The sequence below is a fragment of the Streptomyces silvisoli genome, from assembly GCF_029269905.1.
GTDB classification, from domain to species: Bacteria; Actinomycetota; Actinomycetes; order Streptomycetales; family Streptomycetaceae; genus Streptantibioticus_A; species Streptantibioticus_A silvisoli_A.
The window spans coordinates 22,780-38,669 of record NZ_JARJBC010000025.1 but is presented as its reverse complement, the minus strand read 5'-3'; the positions used below and the strand labels follow the sequence as shown (position 1 = coordinate 38,669).

The following is a 15,890-nucleotide window of genomic DNA, read 5'->3' as shown; positions in this document are numbered from 1 at the left end:
GCACAACGTCGGTGAGGGATGACGTGAGCGACAACTCTGTAGTACTGCGGTACGGGGACGGCGAGTACAGCTACCCGGTGGTCGAGAGCACCGTTGGCGACAAGGGCTTCGACATCGGCAAGCTGCGGGCCCAGACCGGGCTGGTCACCCTGGACAGCGGTTACGGGAACACCGCGGCTTACAAGTCCGCGATTACGTTCCTCGACGGTGAGCAGGGGATCCTGCGCTACCGCGGCTACCCCATCGAGCAGATTGCCGAGCGTGGCACGTTCCTGGAGACCGCGTACCTGCTGATCAACGGTGAGCTGCCGACCGTTGACGAGCTCAGCTCCTTCAAGAGCGAGATCACCCAGCACACCCTGCTGCACGAGGACGTCAAACGGTTCTACGACGGCTTCCCGCGGGACGCGCACCCGATGGCGATGCTCTCCTCCGTGGTGAGCGCGCTGTCGACGTTCTACCAGGACAGCCACAACCCGTTCGACGAGAAGCAGCGCAATCTGTCCACGATCCGGCTGCTCGCCAAGCTGCCGACGATCGCGGCCTACGCCTACAAGAAGTCGGTCGGCCAGCCTTTCGTCTACCCGCGTAACGACCTTGGCTACGTAGAGAACTTCCTGCGGATGACCTTCGCCGTTCCGGCGCAGGAGTACGACCTGGACCCGGTCGTCGTCAACGCGCTGGACAAGCTGCTGATCCTGCACGCGGACCACGAGCAGAACTGCTCCACCTCCACGGTCCGGCTGGTCGGCTCCTCGCAGGCGAACATGTTCGCCTCGATCTCCGCGGGCATCAACGCTCTGTGGGGTCCGCTGCACGGCGGTGCCAACCAGGCGGTGCTGGAGATGCTGGAGAGCATCCAGGCGACCGGCGGCGACGTCGACGGCTTCATCCGCAAGGTGAAGAACAAGGAAGACGGCGTCAAGCTGATGGGCTTCGGCCACCGGGTCTACAAGAACTTCGACCCGCGGGCCAGGATCATCAAGGCGGCGGCGCACGACGTCCTGTCCGCCCTCGGCAAGTCCGACGAGCTGCTGGACATCGCCCTCAAGCTTGAGGAACACGCGCTGAGCGACGACTACTTCGTCAGCCGCAAGCTGTACCCGAACGTGGACTTCTACACGGGTCTGATCTACCGGGCGATGGGCTTCCCGACCGAGATGTTCACCGTCCTCTTCGCGCTCGGCCGTCTTCCCGGCTGGATCGCCCAGTGGCACGAGATGATCAAGGAGCCGGGCTCCCGCATCGGCCGCCCCCGCCAGATCTACACCGGCGTCGAGATCCGCGACTACGTCCCGGTCGAGGCCCGCTAGTCCGCTTCCCGCGGGGGGAGCTATCCCCTCCGCGTACCGCCCCTTCCAATGAGGACGCCCCGCCACACCTCTGTGCGCGGGGCATGCCGCCTGTGACGGCACGCATCGGCCATCCCGTCTGTGCGAGGTGAGCGAGCCGCGGTGACATAGGCGGCTGGCGGCGAGAACGAAACACGGTCAGAGCAGCGCCCCGCGCCGGATCCCCCCACGGGTCCGGCGCGGGGCGCCCTGGATCCCGGATTCGGATCCCCCCACGGGTCCGTACCGGGCGTTCGGGTGAGCGCCACGCTCCGTGCGCCATGCCGGGACGAAACAGTCCGAGAGGGCCGCTCAAGCTCTCCGGGCTTCGCCCCGGCGCACGCGGGCCTTCCGTCCCCCAAGACGGCTGACCCCACTATCGTCACCGAGTCCGCCGGGAGCCCGGTGATCGACCGGTTAGACCAACGACCCCCCTCCATGGTTACGTTGCCATGAGTGTGATCTAGGTCTCCCTTGATCGCTGCCGTAGTCGCGGGCAAATAGGCACGGGCTACGTCAGATGCACGAGACCCGTCGACACCGCCCCCTGCGCCGAACCGTGATTGACCATCGCGTAGCGTTAAACGCCCAGTCAGCAGCGGGTGTTGGGGCGGGCGAGCGAAATGGTGCGGAACGAGACGGACGGTGCGGCGGACATGGCGACGAGGACCGTTGTGATCACCGGTGGTGGCACGGGCATCGGGCGTGCGGTTGCCGCCCGGTTCGCCGCGGCCGGTGATGACGTGGTGATCGTCGGACGGCGCCGTGAGGTGCTGCGCTCCGCCGCGGACGAACTCTCCGCCGAACACGGCCACAAGGTCACCCCGATCATCTGCGACCTGGCCGACCCGGACGATGTGGAGGCGGCGCTCAGCCGGCTCCCGGACCGCATCGACGTGCTGGTCAACAACGCGGGCAGCCGTGAGGCCGCGGCGGGTGCCGGGCCGCACGCGGTACTGGCCCGCTGGCGCGGCGACTTCGAGCGCAACGTGCTGACCGCCGTGCTGCTCACCGAGTCGGTGCGCGACCGGCTCACCCCGGAACACGGCCGGGTGATCACGGTGACCTCGCTTGCCGCGCTGCGCGGCGGTGGCTCCTACGGCGCGTCGAAGGCCGCGCTGCACGCCTGGAACCACTCGCTGGCCGCCCAGCTCGGCCCGCAGGGCGTCACGTGCAACATCGTGGCGCCGGGTACGGTCGCGGGCACCGAGTTCTTCGGTGCGCGACTCAATGACGCGGAGCTGACCCGCCGGGCGGGGCGCACCCTGGTCGGCCGAGTTGGTCGGCCCGGCGATGTGGCCGCCGCGGTGGTGTTCCTCGCCTCACCGGACGCCGGATTCATCACCGGCGAGATCCTCCAGTGCAACGGCGGCGAGCTGCTGGGACGTTGACGCCGCCGGTCAGCGGCGTGACAGGGGCCTGGTCGGGGGCCGTACACCGGCTCCCGACCAGGCCCCTGCGCGTACCCGGTCAGGCGCGGCCGGTGAGTTCGTATCCCGCCTCGTCCACCGCGGCGCGTACGGTGTCGTCGTCCAGCGGTGCGGTGGCGGTCACCGAGACCTGTCCCGCCTTGGCATCTGCCTCGACGGTGGTGACGCCGGGCAGTGCGGAGAGTTCTTCCGTGATCGCCTTCTCGCAGTGGCCGCAGCTCATGCCGGAAACGGCGTAGACAACGGTGGCGGTGTCGGAGTTGATGGCGGCCATGGGTCCTCCGGGGGATGCGTGTGCGGTGTCGCCGGGGAGGCGGACGCCGCCTCCCGCACCATGGAACCATATACCCCCGGAGGGTATTCCGGCGGGTGGAGGTCGGGCCGGTGTGTCCCTGGTGCTGGCGCGCCAACGCGCCGGGGTCCCCCTGCGGGTGGACGTTTCGGCACCTGCTCCTACACCGTACAGAGCACGTCCCGTCGTTCTGGCGGATGGATTCCCCTGTGGACCTGCCGGATTAGCCGGAACGCGATTGCCTGGCAGGTACGCCACCTGGCACCGTCGTCATGGATCTGGGCTACATCCCGGGGCGGGACTCTTCAAGGAACCGGGCCGCAACCCGGAATGAGGCACGGCGGGATGAGCGGTTCATCGATTGTGTCGGCACTGGACTCGCTGGACTTCACGTCCGCGCTGTCACGGCACATGGCGGGCAACATGCTGTGGGCTTATGTCCTGTTGGCGCTGACCACCATCCCACCGTTGGTGCCCAACTCCGCCCTGCTGGTGACCGGCGAGATCCTCGCGGCCAGCGGGCGGCTGAACATATCCCTCGTGCTGCTGGTGGTCGCCGGTTCCGCGCTCGCCGGTGACCTGGCCATCCACCGCACCGGCCGGGTCGGCCACGCGCCCGCGCGCACCCCGGCCCTGGAGGGAGCGGCGCCGGACGTCGTCAGCGGATGGCCGACCCGCTGACCGGACGAGGCCGTTCAGCCCGCGGGCGCTTGCTCGCCGCCCATCCGGGCCGAGATGGTCCGTAGTGCTTCGGCCAGGTCGTAGGCGGAGGGCGCGCTCTCGGGGTCGATCATCCACTGCACCATCACGCCGTTCAGCAGCGCGTAGTAGAACGAGCCGACGGTATGCGACTCCTTCTCGCCGAGCGTGCTCTCGTCAACTCCGAGGAACAGCGCCGCCATACCGGAACGAGCCTGCCGCAGCCCCTCGGTGAGGAACGCCCGCACCTCGGGCAGGCGGTCGATCTGGGTGAAGCTCTCGAAACTCGCGGCCCAGACCGGCCGTTGCTCGCCAAGCGAGTCGATCATCCGGGTCCAGATCGCGACGAAACGCTCGACCGGGGTCGTGTCGGGGGCGATCTCGGCCGCCAGCGCGGTGCGCAGTTCCTCGCCCCACTCCTCGACCGTCTGCATCAGCGCCGCGTTCAGCAGCGCCTCCTTGGAGCCGTAGTGGTAGCCGATGGAGGCCAGGTTGGTGCCCGATGCCGCCACGATGTCACGCGCCGTGATGCGTGCGTAGCCCTTCTCCCGGAGGCAGCGCTTGGCGCCCTCCAGCAGATCCTCGCGATGTCCCATGGCCGAATCGTAGCCCCGATTCTGACAACTGTCCTATACGAACGTGTAGGACGGTCGTATAGTAGTTGCCGGGACACGACACGGCGGCGGCGCCAGGGTCCTGGCGCCGCCGTGCCATGTGGTCCTACACCACGATCACCAGTCCCGTTTCGCACGTGACCGGTTGCCCGGTCGTCTGGAGGTCCACAGGCGAATGGTGTCCGCATACCAGAAGGGCTTACCGCCCTCCACGACATCCGGTGGCGGCAGCAGGCCGTGCTTGCGATATGAGCGCACGGTGTCGGTACGCACCCGGATATGCGCGGCGATGTCCGCGTACGACCACAGGGTTCGGTCCGGCATCTCTCGCACCTCCCACAGGGGCAGAGCCACAACGGATAGTGGCTGCTGTGCAGTCACTCTGTGCCGGACAACGACACCGGCCGTAGTCCGGCAGGCCCTGTGGAACATCTGTGACGGAGAACCGGCGTAATAGTGACAATCGTGTCGAGAGCGAGAAATGCCGTCAGGGCCGCTCGCCGGCGCTACCAGTGACGGCCGGTGGGCAGCTCGGCCAAGTGTGGTGAGCTGAGGTGCAGTACTTCGTAACCCGTCTCGCCCTCCGGCCGCTCGGCCAGGCGCTCCCAGAGCGTGAAGCGCACCAACTCCCAGTGCCGGGGGTCGATGGCGAGCGCCGAGGAGTGCACCGCGGGGGCGGAAGCGTGCTCCCGCAACGTGTCGAGTTCACGAGTGACGAAGGGGGTGGGGTCGATGCCCGACGGTACGGGCTGGGTACGGCGAGTCGCGGCGCGCGGGGTGCTGGCGAACGCGGGGCCGCGCTCGTAGCCGACGCCGGTCCAGTGCTCCACCGGCGGGCGCCCGAAGTCGTCGACGATGCCGTTGAACCCGCCGCCACCCCACAGGAACCGGTTCATGCCGTCGATGGAGTGCCACAGGTAGAAGGGCGCGTACTGGTTGACCGGCGAGCCGTTCTCCCGCTCGCGGATCAGATACGCCTTCAACCCCAGGCCGGGAAAGGCGTCAAGGGCCGAGCCGCGGGTTCTGACGCGGTGCCTGATGATCTCCATGTCGTAGTCGGCGGGCAGGGTGATCTGGTACTGCATGGCGTACATGGCGGAGTGAACTCCCTTGGGCTGCCTAGTGGTCGGCTGACGCGAGGAGCGCCAGTACGCCGGTGACGGCGTGCTCGAACGGTTCGGTCGAGTCTGCGGCGCGGGCGAGTACGTAACCGCCTTGCAGCGTCGCCGCGATGGCGGCTGCGGTGGCCACCGGGTCCAGCTCCGCGCCGAGTTCGCCGCGGGACTGGCCTTCGGCGATCACCTCGGCGAGGCGCTGCCGAAGCCAGCCGAACAACTCGTCCAGTGGCGCGCGTAGTTCAGGGCTGGCGATGATGTCCGGGTCCATCGTCAGACGCCCGATCGGGCAGCCGCGCAACACATCGCGCTCCCGGCGCAGATACGCGGTGATCCGTTCCAGGGCGGTACCGGGAGCGGACAGCAGGGCATCCGCCGCCGTCCGCATCTGCTCCACGGATCGCCGCACGGCGGCCAGCGCGAGGTCGGCCTTGCCGCTGAAGTGGTGGTACATGCTGCCCTGGCCCGCCCCGGCGCGCTGGAGGATCGCCTTCGGGCTGGTCCCCACGTAGCCGCGTTCCCAGAGCAGTTCGCGGGTGCCTTCGATCAAACGGTCAGCCGTGTCCATGCGGGCAGTGTACGTACTAGTAGTTACAATTTCCAGGTACTCACAGGCCCCCTCGGGCACCGCGAGGGCGAGAGAGCTGAAGGCCGGGAGGGCTAAGGAACGGCGGCGCCGGCGACGGGATCGACGGTCTCCACGGCGCGTACCAGTGGGGCCAGTTCGGGCTCCTGGGCCGCCTCGTCGAGCGCCTCGCGCAGGGCGGCGTCGTTGGTCGGTCGGGCGGCGTCGAGCAGCGCCCGTCCTGCCTCGGTGACCTCGGTGTAGATGCCGCGCCGATCGTCGGCGCACAGATAGCGGGTGAGCAGGCCCTGGTCCTCCAGCTTGTTCACCACACGGGTGGTGGCGCTCTGACTGAGCACCACGGCGTTGGCCAACTGCTGCATCCGCATGTGGTAGCCCTGCTGGCGGCTGAGTACCCGGAGCACGGAGTACTCCGTCACCCCGAGGCCGTGCGCGGACTGCAGGGCACGCTCGACGCGGCTCGCGATACGGGAGTGCAGGGCAGCCAGCGCGCACCAGCCCTGAGCCAGAGCCTCTGTCGACTCCGACTGGTCCGTCCGGGACAATCGCGCCCTCCTCGCAGCGTACGTCCCGCCCAGTGTAGAGCTGTCGGCCGGAGGCCAGCGGCCCCTGCAAAGCGCCCCTCGGAGCTGCCAGGCCCCCGAGGGGAGGCCGGCCGCGCCTGCCTGCCGGTTCGCGACCGCGCCCCCGCGGTGCGGCCATTCGCTCATTCCGCGCTCGTGTGCGCCCCTCTGCGCGCCCCCCGCGCCCCCAACGCGCCCCGACTTGGCGCCAAGAACCCGTCACGAGTTCGTATGGGACCGCAGAGGCAACTGGTTTCCCGCATCCCCCTACCGGCCCGTCGAACACCCCCAACCACCAGGCAGAACGGGGGACTTTCGATCGGTCGCCTCAGGCACCATCCGGGTGGTAGGTCCAAAGGTAGGGGTACCCCCTAGATCACCCGTTCTGCTAGACATGGAACCGGGCCGAGGAGTTCATGTCGAAGTGCCGGACAGGCAACGGCGCCCTCGCAGCAGCATGTCGCGCAGGCACTCCGCAGGGACCATCGTGTTCGGCCACAGGTCGGGGAACCACAGGAAAGAGTTTCGGTGCAGTGGGTGAACTCCAGGACGCCAGCCGTTGGATACGCCGTTTCCACCCTGCCGAGGAAAGCGGAGTGCGTCTCGTATGCCTGCCGCATGCCGGCGGGTCAGCGCCCTTCTACTTCCCGATGTCGCGTGCGCTCTCTCCCGCGGTAGACGTCCTTTCATTGCAGTACCCAGGTCGTCAGGACCGCCGCGCGGACCGCGCCATCGAGAACATCGGTGAGTACGCCGACGCCATCGCCGCTGAACTGAAACCGTGGTTGGACCGTCCGACGGCCCTCTTCGGCCACAGCATGGGTGCCGTTCTCGCCTTCGAGGTGACCCGGCGTCTTGAGCGCGATCTGGATTTCGTTCCGCTGGTCGTTTTCGCCTCTGGCCGACGGGCCCCCTCCCGGTACCGTGACGAGAGCGTGCACCTGCGGGACGACGACGGTATCGTCAAAGAAATGCGGGTGTTGAGCGGCACCAACCCGGAGATCCTCGGGAACGAGGAGATCCTGCGGATGGTGTTGCCCGCGATCCGCAGCGACTACACGGCCATCGAGAAGTACCGGGCCGAGCCCGGTGCCGCGGTGCGGGCCCCCATCACCGTACTGACCGGTGACAACGACCCGAGGACCAGCCTGGAGGAGGCGCAGGCCTGGCGCGAGCACACCAGCGGTGCGTTCGACATCCACGTTTTCCCGGGCGGCCACTTCTTCTTGGCCAACCATCAGCAGCAGATCGTCAAGATCGTGTCCGCGGCGCTCAACAACCGCAGTGCCGCGGCCTCTTAGCGCAACTCCTAAGGGAGAGCCGAGGAGACCCGCCTGACCACGGGGCTCCCGAACCATTCGAATCGGCGGTGCGCCCACCACCCCAGGGCGCACCAGGATTCGTTGCCAAACCAAAGATCTGACGACCTGTTCCCGGCCTTCCACGGCCTGCGAACCCTAAATGGTTCCGATTTACGCGCATTGCCGTGACGTTAACTCCGTGCGGCCCGGCGCAATGCGAATCGGGGGAAATTGTGTCACTATCCGCCAAGTTGGTAGAGCGCGAGAGCCACATGGCCGCGCTGCATGAACTGCTGCAGAGCGCGACGAAGGGCCGAGGCCGTGTGGCCCTGATCAGCGGTGCCGTAGCGAGTGGGAAAACGGAACTGCTGGAAAGCTTTACCGAGCAGGCGATCGAGGAAGCCGCGCTACTCCTTGACGCCACCGGATCGCGGGCCGAGCGCTCACTGCCGTTCGGGATCCTGAGAAAGATTTTCGATCACCCCTCGATATCGCCGCAGGTGCGTTCCGACGCGATACGGCTGTTGGACGAGGCATCTGTTGAGGCGGCGCCGCACGCCCGGATGCGGGCGATGCCCTTCGCCTCCTGGGCGCTGCTGCAACTCGCCAGGGAGCAAACGGTCGTCATCGCCATCGACGATGTGCACTGCGCCGACGACCACTCCCTACAGTTCCTGCTCTACCTGGCCCGACGGGTGCGCCAGGCGCGGATCCTGATCGTACTGACCGAGTCCACCAGGCTGCGGCAGGAGCAACTGGCCTTCCACGCCGAACTGCTGCGCCAACCGCACTGCACCCGGGTGCAGGTGGGCATGCTGTCCCCCAAGGGCACCGCGAGCGTGCTGGCCGGTCACTTCGCACCGTCGATGGCGTCCCGGCTCGCCGCCGAGTGCCACGACATCACCGGCGGCAACCCGCTGCTGCTGCGCGCACTGCTGGAGGACTGCCAGGGCGCCGAGCGCGGCGAGCCGTTCCAGCGTGTCGCACCGGCCGAGACGTTCTCGCAGGCGGTGCGCGACTGCCTGCACCGAGGCGAGCCCGAGATGCTGACCGTGGCCCGCGGCGTGGCCGTACTGGGCGACGCAAGTTCAACCGCGCTGCTCAGCCGGGTGCTTGAGATCCACGCCGAGTCGGCGGAGCACGGCATCCAGGACCTCAGCCGCTGCGCCGTACTGGACGGCGGTACCTTCCGCGACACCTCGGCGCGCGACGCCGTACTGGCCGCCACCCCGGCCGACACCCTGTCGAGCCTGCACCTGCGCGCCGCCCACCTGCTGCACAAGGACGGCGCCAGCGCCCTCGACGTGGCCCGGCACCTGCTCGCCGCGCGTCAGGAAGTGGCGCCGGAAATGGTGCCGGTGCTCCAGGAGGCGGCCGAGTACGCCCTGGTCGACGACGACACCGAGTTCGCGCTGCGCTGCCTCGAACTCGCCCACGGCGCCTGCCAGGTCGGCGCCACCCGGGCCGAGATCAAGGCCAAGCTGGTCAGCGTGGTCTGGCGCAGCTGCCCGGCGGCGGCCGAGAAACACCTTCCGCAACTGACCGCGGAACTGGAGCCGGGAAGGCTGCCACGCCGCTACCTGGCGATGTCGATGTCGTACCTGGCGTGGTCCGGGCGGCTGGACGACGCGGTCGAGTCGGTCCGCGAACTCCAGTCCCGCACCGAGCGGTCGCGCACCGAGCAGGAGCCGGGCCACGACGAGGCGGCCCTGGAGGCCGCCCGCCGCTGGCTGGCCATGATCAGCCCGCCGTTGCAGTCGGTCTTCCCGGACTCAGGGATCAGCCGGGCGACGACACAGGGCGGGGCCTGCGGCACCGTGGGCGACGCCCACACCCAGGCGGCCTCCGCCATCTCCGCCTCGCTCGCCGACGGACGCGCAGAGACCGCCGTGGCCGAGGCCCAGCGGGTACTCCAGCGGTACCGGCTCAGCGACAGCACCCTGCAGCCGCTGGTCTTCGCGCTGCTGGCGCTGCTCTACGCGGACCGCGCCGACCTGGCCCTGGCCTGGTGCGAGCGGCTGCTGAGCGAGTGCTCGGCTCGCCGCGCGCCGGCCTGGCACGCGCTGCTGTCGGCGGTACGGGCGGAGATCGCGCTGCGCCAGGGCGATCTGCCGGGCGCCGCGCACCATGCCCGTTCCGCGATGTCACTGATCTCCCTGCAGAGTTGGGGAGTGCTCATCGCTCTGCCGCTGAGCACCCTGATCCAGGCCGAGACCGCGATGGGGCGGCACGAAGAGGCGATGGCACTGCTCGAACAGCCGGTGCCCGCCGCCCTGTTCCGCACCCTGCCGGGGCTGCACTACCTACGCGCCCGTGGCCGCAGCCACCTGGCGACCGGCCGCTACCACGCCGCCCTGGAGGACTTCCTGGCCTGCGGACGGCTGATGGAGGAGTGGGGAGTCGACTCCGCCGAGTTGGTGCCGTGGCGGATCGACGCCGCCGAGGCCTGGCTCGCCCTGGGCGAGGCAGGCCAGGCCAGGTCGCTGGCCGAGCGGCAGCCGCTGCGCGGAGGTTCGGGCACCAGCCGCACCCGCGGTGCGCAACTGCTGGTGCTGGCCCGCACAGCTGACCTCAAGCGTCGACTGCACCTGCTCAAGGAGGCGGTCGAGATCCTGGAGAACGGTGACGACCGGCTGCAACTCGCCGCCGCGCTGGGTGAGTTGGGCAACGGCTTCCGTGCGCTGGGCGAGTTCAACCGGGCGCGGCTGCTGGTGCGCAAGGCGTGGCACGTGGCCAAGGCGTGCGGTGCCGAGCCGTTGTGCCAGCAGTTGATGCCGGGTGACGCCGACGGCGAGGTCTCCGTCGCCGGTCAGGCGGACGTGTCACGTGAGGCGGAGGCGCTCACCGAGGCCGAGTCCCGGGTCGCGGTTCTGGCCGCGCACGGACACACCAACCGGGAGATCGCCACCAAGCTGTATGTGACGGTGAGCACCGTGGAGCAGCATCTGACCCGGATATACCGCAAGTTGAAGGTCAAGCGCCGCCGCGACCTGCCGTCGAAGCTCGCCGAGAGCAGCCTGGCGGGCATCGCCTAGTGGTTCGGGGGGTGGGGGCTCGCCCCCACCCCAGGCCCCTTTCCGACGCGATGGCGAGCACCCACCACGGCGGTCAGGACAGCAGGCCCCGCTCCAGTGCGGTGATGACGGCGGCCGTGCGGTCCGAGACGTCCAACTTGCGGTACGCGCGCAGCAGATGCGTCTTCACCGTCGCCTCGCCGATGAACAGCTTCCTGCCGATCTCCGCGTTGGTCAGCCCCTGGCTGACCAACCGCAGCACCTCGATCTCACGGTCGGACAGCGGCGGGGTGTCCACCGCCCGCGCCCGGAACAGCTTGGTCGCCAGCGACGGCGTCAGCACCGTCTCCCCGCGCGCCGCCGCCTGCACCGCGTTGATCAGCTCCATCCGGGAGCTGCCCTTGAGCAGATATCCGGCCGCGCCCGCCTCCACGGCCCGCAGGATGTCGGCGTCGCTCTCGTACGTGGTGACGATGACGACCTTGCTGCGCGGTGAGGCGCGCAGGATGTGCCCGGTGGCGTCGACCCCGTCCATCCCGCCCATGCGCAGGTCGAGCAGCACGATGTCGGGCGTCAGACGGCCCGCGAGGGTCACCGCCTCCTCACCGGATCCGGCCTGCCCGACGACGGTGACGCCCTCGGCGGACTCCAGCATGGCGCACAGGCCCTCCCGTACCACCGGGTGGTCGTCGGCCAGCAGCACCCTGATCGCGTTGTGGTCCGTCACGTCCTCATCCCTCGCTGGTTGGCTCAGCGGGCACCGAGACCTCGATGGTGGTGCCCTGTCCGGGGCGGCTGCTGACGGTCGCCACCCCGTTGATCTCGCGCGCCCTGGCCTGCATGCCGCGCAGCCCGAACCCGCCGCCGTCGCGGGCCACCGGCTGGTCCTGGAAGCCCTCGCCGTCGTCCCGCACCAGCAGGCGGACGCTGGCCTCCTCGAACACCAGGAGAACGTCCACGTTCCGTGCCTGCCTGGCGTGCTTGCGCACGTTCGCGAAGGCCTCCTGGACCGACCGCAGCAGGACCACGCTCACCGCCATCGGCAGCGGCCGGTCCGTGCCCCGCACGGAGCAGCGCACCGCGAGGCCGGTCTCCGCCTCCAACCCCTCCGCCTGCCGCCGTACCGCCTGCACCAGAGAGCTCTCCCGCAGCGCTGGAGGGGTGAGCGCGGCGACGAAGTCACGCGCCTCGGCCAGGCTGTCCTTGGCCACCCGCCCGGCCAGGCCCAGGTGCTGGAGGGCCAGCTGCGGGGCGTAGGTCACCTCCGACTCGGCGGCCTGCACCAGGCTGATGATGCTGGTCAGGCCCTGTGCCAGAGTGTCGTGGATCTCCCGGGCCAGCCGCTCGCGCTCGGCGGAGATCCCGGCCTCGTGGGACAGCCGGGCCAACTGCTCACGGCTGCGCCGCAGCTCGTCGATCAGCTCGGCGCGCTCCCTGCTCTGCCGCACCACCCGGGTGATCCACAGCCCCAGCAGTACGGACAGCGCTATGCCGAGCAGCGAGATGGGCAGTACGGTGCCCATGTCCCCGCCGGTCAGCCAGACGACCGTCACCGGCATGAGGCTGGCCAGCAGCACCACCGCGATCGCCGACGAGGTGGGCAGCGCCATCATCAGCATCGGCACGATGGCGAACAGGGCGAAGGACCCCGAGATGTCGAACGCGGTGGCCACCGCGAACAGCGCGAACAGGCCCAGCCCGAACACGATGTTGCGTCGGGTGACGGTCCGGTGGACGGTGTTGTGCAGCATCAGACCGCGGCCCAGCGCCGCGTACCACGGGACCGCCAGTGTCAACGCGCCGATGGCGATGGCGCGGCGCGTCTGTTCGCCGTGGGTGGTGAACAGCAGCACGGTGGTGACGGCGTAGCTGATGGCGAAGTACCCGTCCCACAGGCCGAACCAGCGGTTCCCCGCCTCGGGGGCCTGGTCCGTGGTCTGCTCCACCGCGTTCACCTGGGAGTTCACCGGGGTGTGAGTGCGCACAGCACAAGTCCTACCACCCTTGGGTGTCCGCTTGTCCACCGGTCGGTGGACAGCGGGTCCAACCGTTCAGTCGTCCCGCCGGGACGGGGTGCGCCCATAGCGTGGAGTGCAGTGGCGCAGGGAATGGCGCCAGACCAGGGAAGGCCAGTAGTCACATGAGCCCGTTTCTGACCGCGCTCATCGCCAGCGCGACGATCCTCACCATCATCCTGGCGACCGACCTCGGCCGTCGGCGCGTCACCAACATGCGGATGGCGCGGTCACTGCTCGCGGTCGCCATCGTCATCGCACTGTTCGTGCACTCGCTGCCGACCGGCGGCAACGACATCTCGCTGCAACTCGTCGGCATCGGCGTGGGCGCCATCTGCGGACTGATCGCGGGAGCCCTGCTGCCCGCCGAACGGGATTCGGCCAGCGGCCAGATCTACACCAGGGGCGGCATCGGATACGCTCTGCTGTGGATCGTGCTGTCCAGCACGCGCGTCCTGTTCGCCTACGGGACCGAGCACTGGTTCAGCCAGGGAATCGTCAAGTTCAGCATCGACTACAAGCTCAGCGGGCAGGACGTCTACGCGAACGCCTTCGTCTTCATGTCGCTGGCGATGGTGCTGGCCCGTACCGCGGTGCTGCTGACCCGGCGCCGCAAGCTACTGGCCCAGGGCAACGCCGCCGTCTCGCAGGCCGAAGCCGTTCGCATCCCCTAACTGCCCAGCGCAGCACGTCGGTTACCGCATCCCCGGGGGCCACCCCGGGGCCCCGGCCGGACCAGGGGGCGGACCAGGCCGACATCGCAAGGGAACTTAGTAGGAGCTCAAGTGGAAGCAGTGGAACGCAATGGATGATGTGAGGCTCCGTCCGCCTCGGAACCGCGTCGAGCGCCGCGCCGTCGCCTGGTGGACCACGCAGTCGTCGATCTTCGCGCTGCCGCTGCCGATCGTGTTCGCGGTGCTCTATCTGTTCATCCCGCCCGCCAGGACCTGGTTCGGCTGGTGCCTGGCGATCACCTTGGTCCCCGGGCTCGCCTACATGCTGGTGATGCCCGCCTGGCGCTACCGCGTCCACCGCTGGGAGACCACCAACGACGCGGTGTACGCCGCGTCCGGGTGGCTGTGGCAGCGGTGGCGCGTGGTGCCGCTGTCCCGGATCCAGACGGTGGACACGCTGCGCGGCCCGCTCCAGCAGATGTTCCGGCTCTCCGGGATCACCGTGACCACCGCCTCGGCCTCTGGCGCCGTCAAGATCAAGGGACTTGACCACCGGGTCGCCGCCGACGTGGTGGAGCACCTCACCAAGTACACCCAGGCCACTCCCGGAGACGCGACATGAGCGCCGGCGCCCCGGCCCGGCCCCGCACGGACGCCGCGACCCCCGGGTGGGAACGGCTCAACGCCCGGCTGATCCTGGTGCATGCCAGCCTGCTGTGCGCCCCGCTCGCCTCCTGGGCGGGCACCCTGGTGGCCACCGGCGGCAATCTCAACCTCCAGGCCCTGATCACCCTGGGCTCGCTGCTCATCACCTTCCTGGTGGTGACCGGCATCGGCATGATGCGGTACTTGACCACCCGGTACCGCATCACCGAGGACCGCGTGGAACTGCGCTCCGGACTGCTGTTCCGCAGCCACCGGGCGATACGGCTGGACCGCATCCGCAGTGTCGACCTGACCGCCAACCCGGTCCACCGCGTCTTCGGGCTCACCTCGCTGCGGATCGGCACCGGTGAACAGACCTACTCCGCGGGCCGCAAGCTCACCCTGGACGGCGTCAGCAAGGCCCAGGCCGCCGAACTGCGGCAACGGCTGCTCAGCCGCAGGGACGCCGTGCAGGTCGCGGCGTCCGAGGACGACGGCCCGATCGCCGACCTGGACTGGTCCTGGATCCGCTACGCGCCGCTGACCATCTGGGGCGTCGGCGGTGTGCTGGCCGCGGTCGGCACCGCGTACCGCACGCTCCACGAGATGAAGATCGACCCGCTGCAACTCGGGTTCGTCAAGTCCATCGAGGCCCACTACGGATCCGTACCCCTGTGGTTCGGCATCCTGGTCACGCTGCTGATCGTCGTGGTGCTCGGTGCCATCTTCTCCACCGCCACCTTCACCGAGGGCTGGTACGGCTACCGGCTTGAGCGGGAGGACGGCGGCACCTTCCGGGTACTGCGCGGACTGCTCGTGACCCGCTCCGTCACCATCGAGGAACGGCGGCTGCGCGGTGTGGAGTTGGGCGAGACGATGTTCCTGCGCTGGGCCGGGGGCGCCCGCCTCAACGCGGTGGCCAGCGGCCTGGGCGACCGGGACGAGAACCGCAAGCGCCGGATGCTCACGCCGCCGGTGCCACGTGCCGAGGCGCTGCGCGTCGCCGCCGACGTACTGTCCGAGTCCGAGTCGCCGACCTCACTGACCGACCTCAGGCCGCACCCGCGCATCGCCCTGCGCCGCCGCATCAACCGCGCGCTGACGGTCACCGCGCTGATCACCATCCCGCTGGCGGCCCTCGGCCTGTGGCTGTCCACCACACTGCTCTACGCGGCCGTGGCCACCGCCGTGGTGCTGGTGCCGGTCACGGTGGCGCTGGCGTACGACGCGTACCGCACCCTCGGGCACGGCATGCGCGGCCAGTACATGGTGACCCGCTCGGGAACCTTCGCGCACCGCACGGTGGCCCTGCAGCGGGAGGGCATCATCGGCTGGAACATCTCCCGCTCGTTCTTCCAACGCCGTTCGGGGCTGCTCACCTTGGGCGCCACCACATCGGCCGGTGAGCACTGCTACAAGGTCCGCGACGTGAGCGTGGCCGAGGGGCTGTCATTCGCCGAGGAGGCGGTGCCGAACCTGCTCGCCCCGTTCCTGGAGCGGGTGCCCACCCACCGGCGGGACCGCAGGCACCGCTGAGCCCCACACAGACCAACTGTCCCAACCCCCGGGAAGTGGGGGGCGACTTGACCGTCGCCCCCCACTTCTAAGCGT

General features: G+C 69.3%; 16 protein-coding genes. 8 read left to right on the top strand and 8 right to left on the bottom strand.

The annotated features are described in order from the left end of the window. The first annotated feature begins 23 nt into the window (after window positions 1-23). Both P3G67_RS29720 and P3G67_RS29715 read left to right on the top strand, forming a co-directional pair. Complete coding sequence (locus P3G67_RS29720; protein WP_276096246.1) at window positions 24-1,313, top strand: citrate synthase; 1,290 nt, start codon at window positions 24-26, stop codon at window positions 1,311-1,313. Between the two features lie 641 nt (window positions 1,314-1,954). Continuing rightward, on the top strand, window positions 1,955-2,722 hold the full coding sequence (locus P3G67_RS29715; RefSeq protein ID WP_391858380.1) for an SDR family NAD(P)-dependent oxidoreductase: 768 nt from the start codon (window positions 1,955-1,957) through the stop codon (window positions 2,720-2,722). A gap of 79 nt (window positions 2,723-2,801) precedes the next feature. Here the strand turns inward: P3G67_RS29715 and P3G67_RS29710 are convergent, their stop codons facing one another. Continuing rightward, the gene (locus P3G67_RS29710) at window positions 2,802-3,035 is read right to left on the bottom strand and encodes a heavy-metal-associated domain-containing protein (protein WP_276096244.1); all 234 of its coding nucleotides are present in this window, start codon (window positions 3,033-3,035) and stop codon (window positions 2,802-2,804) included. Window positions 3,036-3,398: 363 nt separating this feature from the next. Here P3G67_RS29710 and P3G67_RS29705 point away from each other — a divergent pair, with 363 nt between their 5' ends. After that, on the top strand, window positions 3,399-3,734 hold the full coding sequence (locus tag P3G67_RS29705; protein WP_276096243.1) for a hypothetical protein: 336 nt from the start codon (window positions 3,399-3,401) through the stop codon (window positions 3,732-3,734). Between the two features lie 14 nt (window positions 3,735-3,748). Here P3G67_RS29705 and P3G67_RS29700 read toward each other — a convergent pair whose 3' ends face one another. The 5 genes from P3G67_RS29700 to P3G67_RS29680 all read right to left on the bottom strand — a co-directional run bounded on the left by P3G67_RS29700 (window position 3,749) and on the right by P3G67_RS29680 (window position 6,612). Further along, window positions 3,749-4,348, bottom strand: a complete 600-nt coding sequence (locus P3G67_RS29700) for a TetR/AcrR family transcriptional regulator (protein WP_276096242.1) — start codon at window positions 4,346-4,348, stop codon at window positions 3,749-3,751. A 135-nt stretch (window positions 4,349-4,483) separates the two neighbouring features. Continuing rightward, the gene (locus P3G67_RS29695) at window positions 4,484-4,690 is read right to left on the bottom strand and encodes a MarR family transcriptional regulator (protein ID WP_269859266.1); all 207 of its coding nucleotides are present in this window, start codon (window positions 4,688-4,690) and stop codon (window positions 4,484-4,486) included. Window positions 4,691-4,872: 182 nt separating this feature from the next. After that, window positions 4,873-5,460, bottom strand: coding sequence for a DUF4865 family protein (locus P3G67_RS29690; protein WP_276096241.1), 588 nt, complete (start codon window positions 5,458-5,460; stop codon window positions 4,873-4,875). Window positions 5,461-5,485: 25 nt separating this feature from the next. Beyond that, a complete protein-coding gene (locus P3G67_RS29685; protein ID WP_269859264.1) occupies window positions 5,486-6,049 on the bottom strand; it encodes a TetR/AcrR family transcriptional regulator in 564 nt (187 codons plus the stop codon). Between the two features lie 92 nt (window positions 6,050-6,141). Continuing rightward, a complete protein-coding gene (locus tag P3G67_RS29680; protein WP_269859263.1) occupies window positions 6,142-6,612 on the bottom strand; it encodes a MarR family winged helix-turn-helix transcriptional regulator in 471 nt (156 codons plus the stop codon). 551 nt (window positions 6,613-7,163) lie between these two features. Here P3G67_RS29680 and P3G67_RS29675 point away from each other — a divergent pair. Next, window positions 7,164-7,931, top strand: coding sequence for a thioesterase II family protein (locus P3G67_RS29675; protein WP_276096315.1), 768 nt, complete (start codon window positions 7,164-7,166; stop codon window positions 7,929-7,931). 251 nt (window positions 7,932-8,182) lie between these two features. Continuing rightward, on the top strand, window positions 8,183-10,966 hold the full coding sequence (locus P3G67_RS29670) for a helix-turn-helix transcriptional regulator (RefSeq protein WP_276096240.1): 2,784 nt from the start codon (window positions 8,183-8,185) through the stop codon (window positions 10,964-10,966). 73 nt (window positions 10,967-11,039) lie between these two features. Here the strand turns inward: P3G67_RS29670 and P3G67_RS29665 are convergent, their stop codons facing one another. Together P3G67_RS29665 and P3G67_RS29660 are read right to left on the bottom strand one after the other, a co-directional pair. Then, window positions 11,040-11,672 (bottom strand): response regulator, encoded by a 633-nt coding sequence (locus P3G67_RS29665; RefSeq protein WP_269859260.1) that lies wholly within the window; start codon window positions 11,670-11,672, stop codon window positions 11,040-11,042. A gap of 4 nt (window positions 11,673-11,676) precedes the next feature. Further along, on the bottom strand, window positions 11,677-12,930 hold the full coding sequence (locus tag P3G67_RS29660) for a sensor histidine kinase (protein WP_276096239.1): 1,254 nt from the start codon (window positions 12,928-12,930) through the stop codon (window positions 11,677-11,679). 155 nt (window positions 12,931-13,085) lie between these two features. Here P3G67_RS29660 and P3G67_RS29655 point away from each other — a divergent pair, with 155 nt between their 5' ends. From P3G67_RS29655 to P3G67_RS29645, 3 genes are all read left to right on the top strand, one after another. Continuing rightward, window positions 13,086-13,634 carry a hypothetical protein gene (locus tag P3G67_RS29655; RefSeq protein ID WP_269859258.1) on the top strand — a complete coding sequence of 183 codons (549 nt, stop codon included), beginning with the start codon at window positions 13,086-13,088 and terminating at the stop codon, window positions 13,632-13,634. Between the two features lie 130 nt (window positions 13,635-13,764). Further along, window positions 13,765-14,256, top strand: a complete 492-nt coding sequence (locus P3G67_RS29650) for a PH domain-containing protein (protein ID WP_269859257.1) — start codon at window positions 13,765-13,767, stop codon at window positions 14,254-14,256. Beyond that, window positions 14,253-15,815 (top strand): PH domain-containing protein, encoded by a 1,563-nt coding sequence (locus P3G67_RS29645; protein ID WP_276096238.1) that lies wholly within the window; start codon window positions 14,253-14,255, stop codon window positions 15,813-15,815. The genes P3G67_RS29650 and P3G67_RS29645 overlap by 4 nt, the downstream gene beginning before the upstream one ends. Window positions 15,816-15,890: the final 75 nt, after the last annotated feature.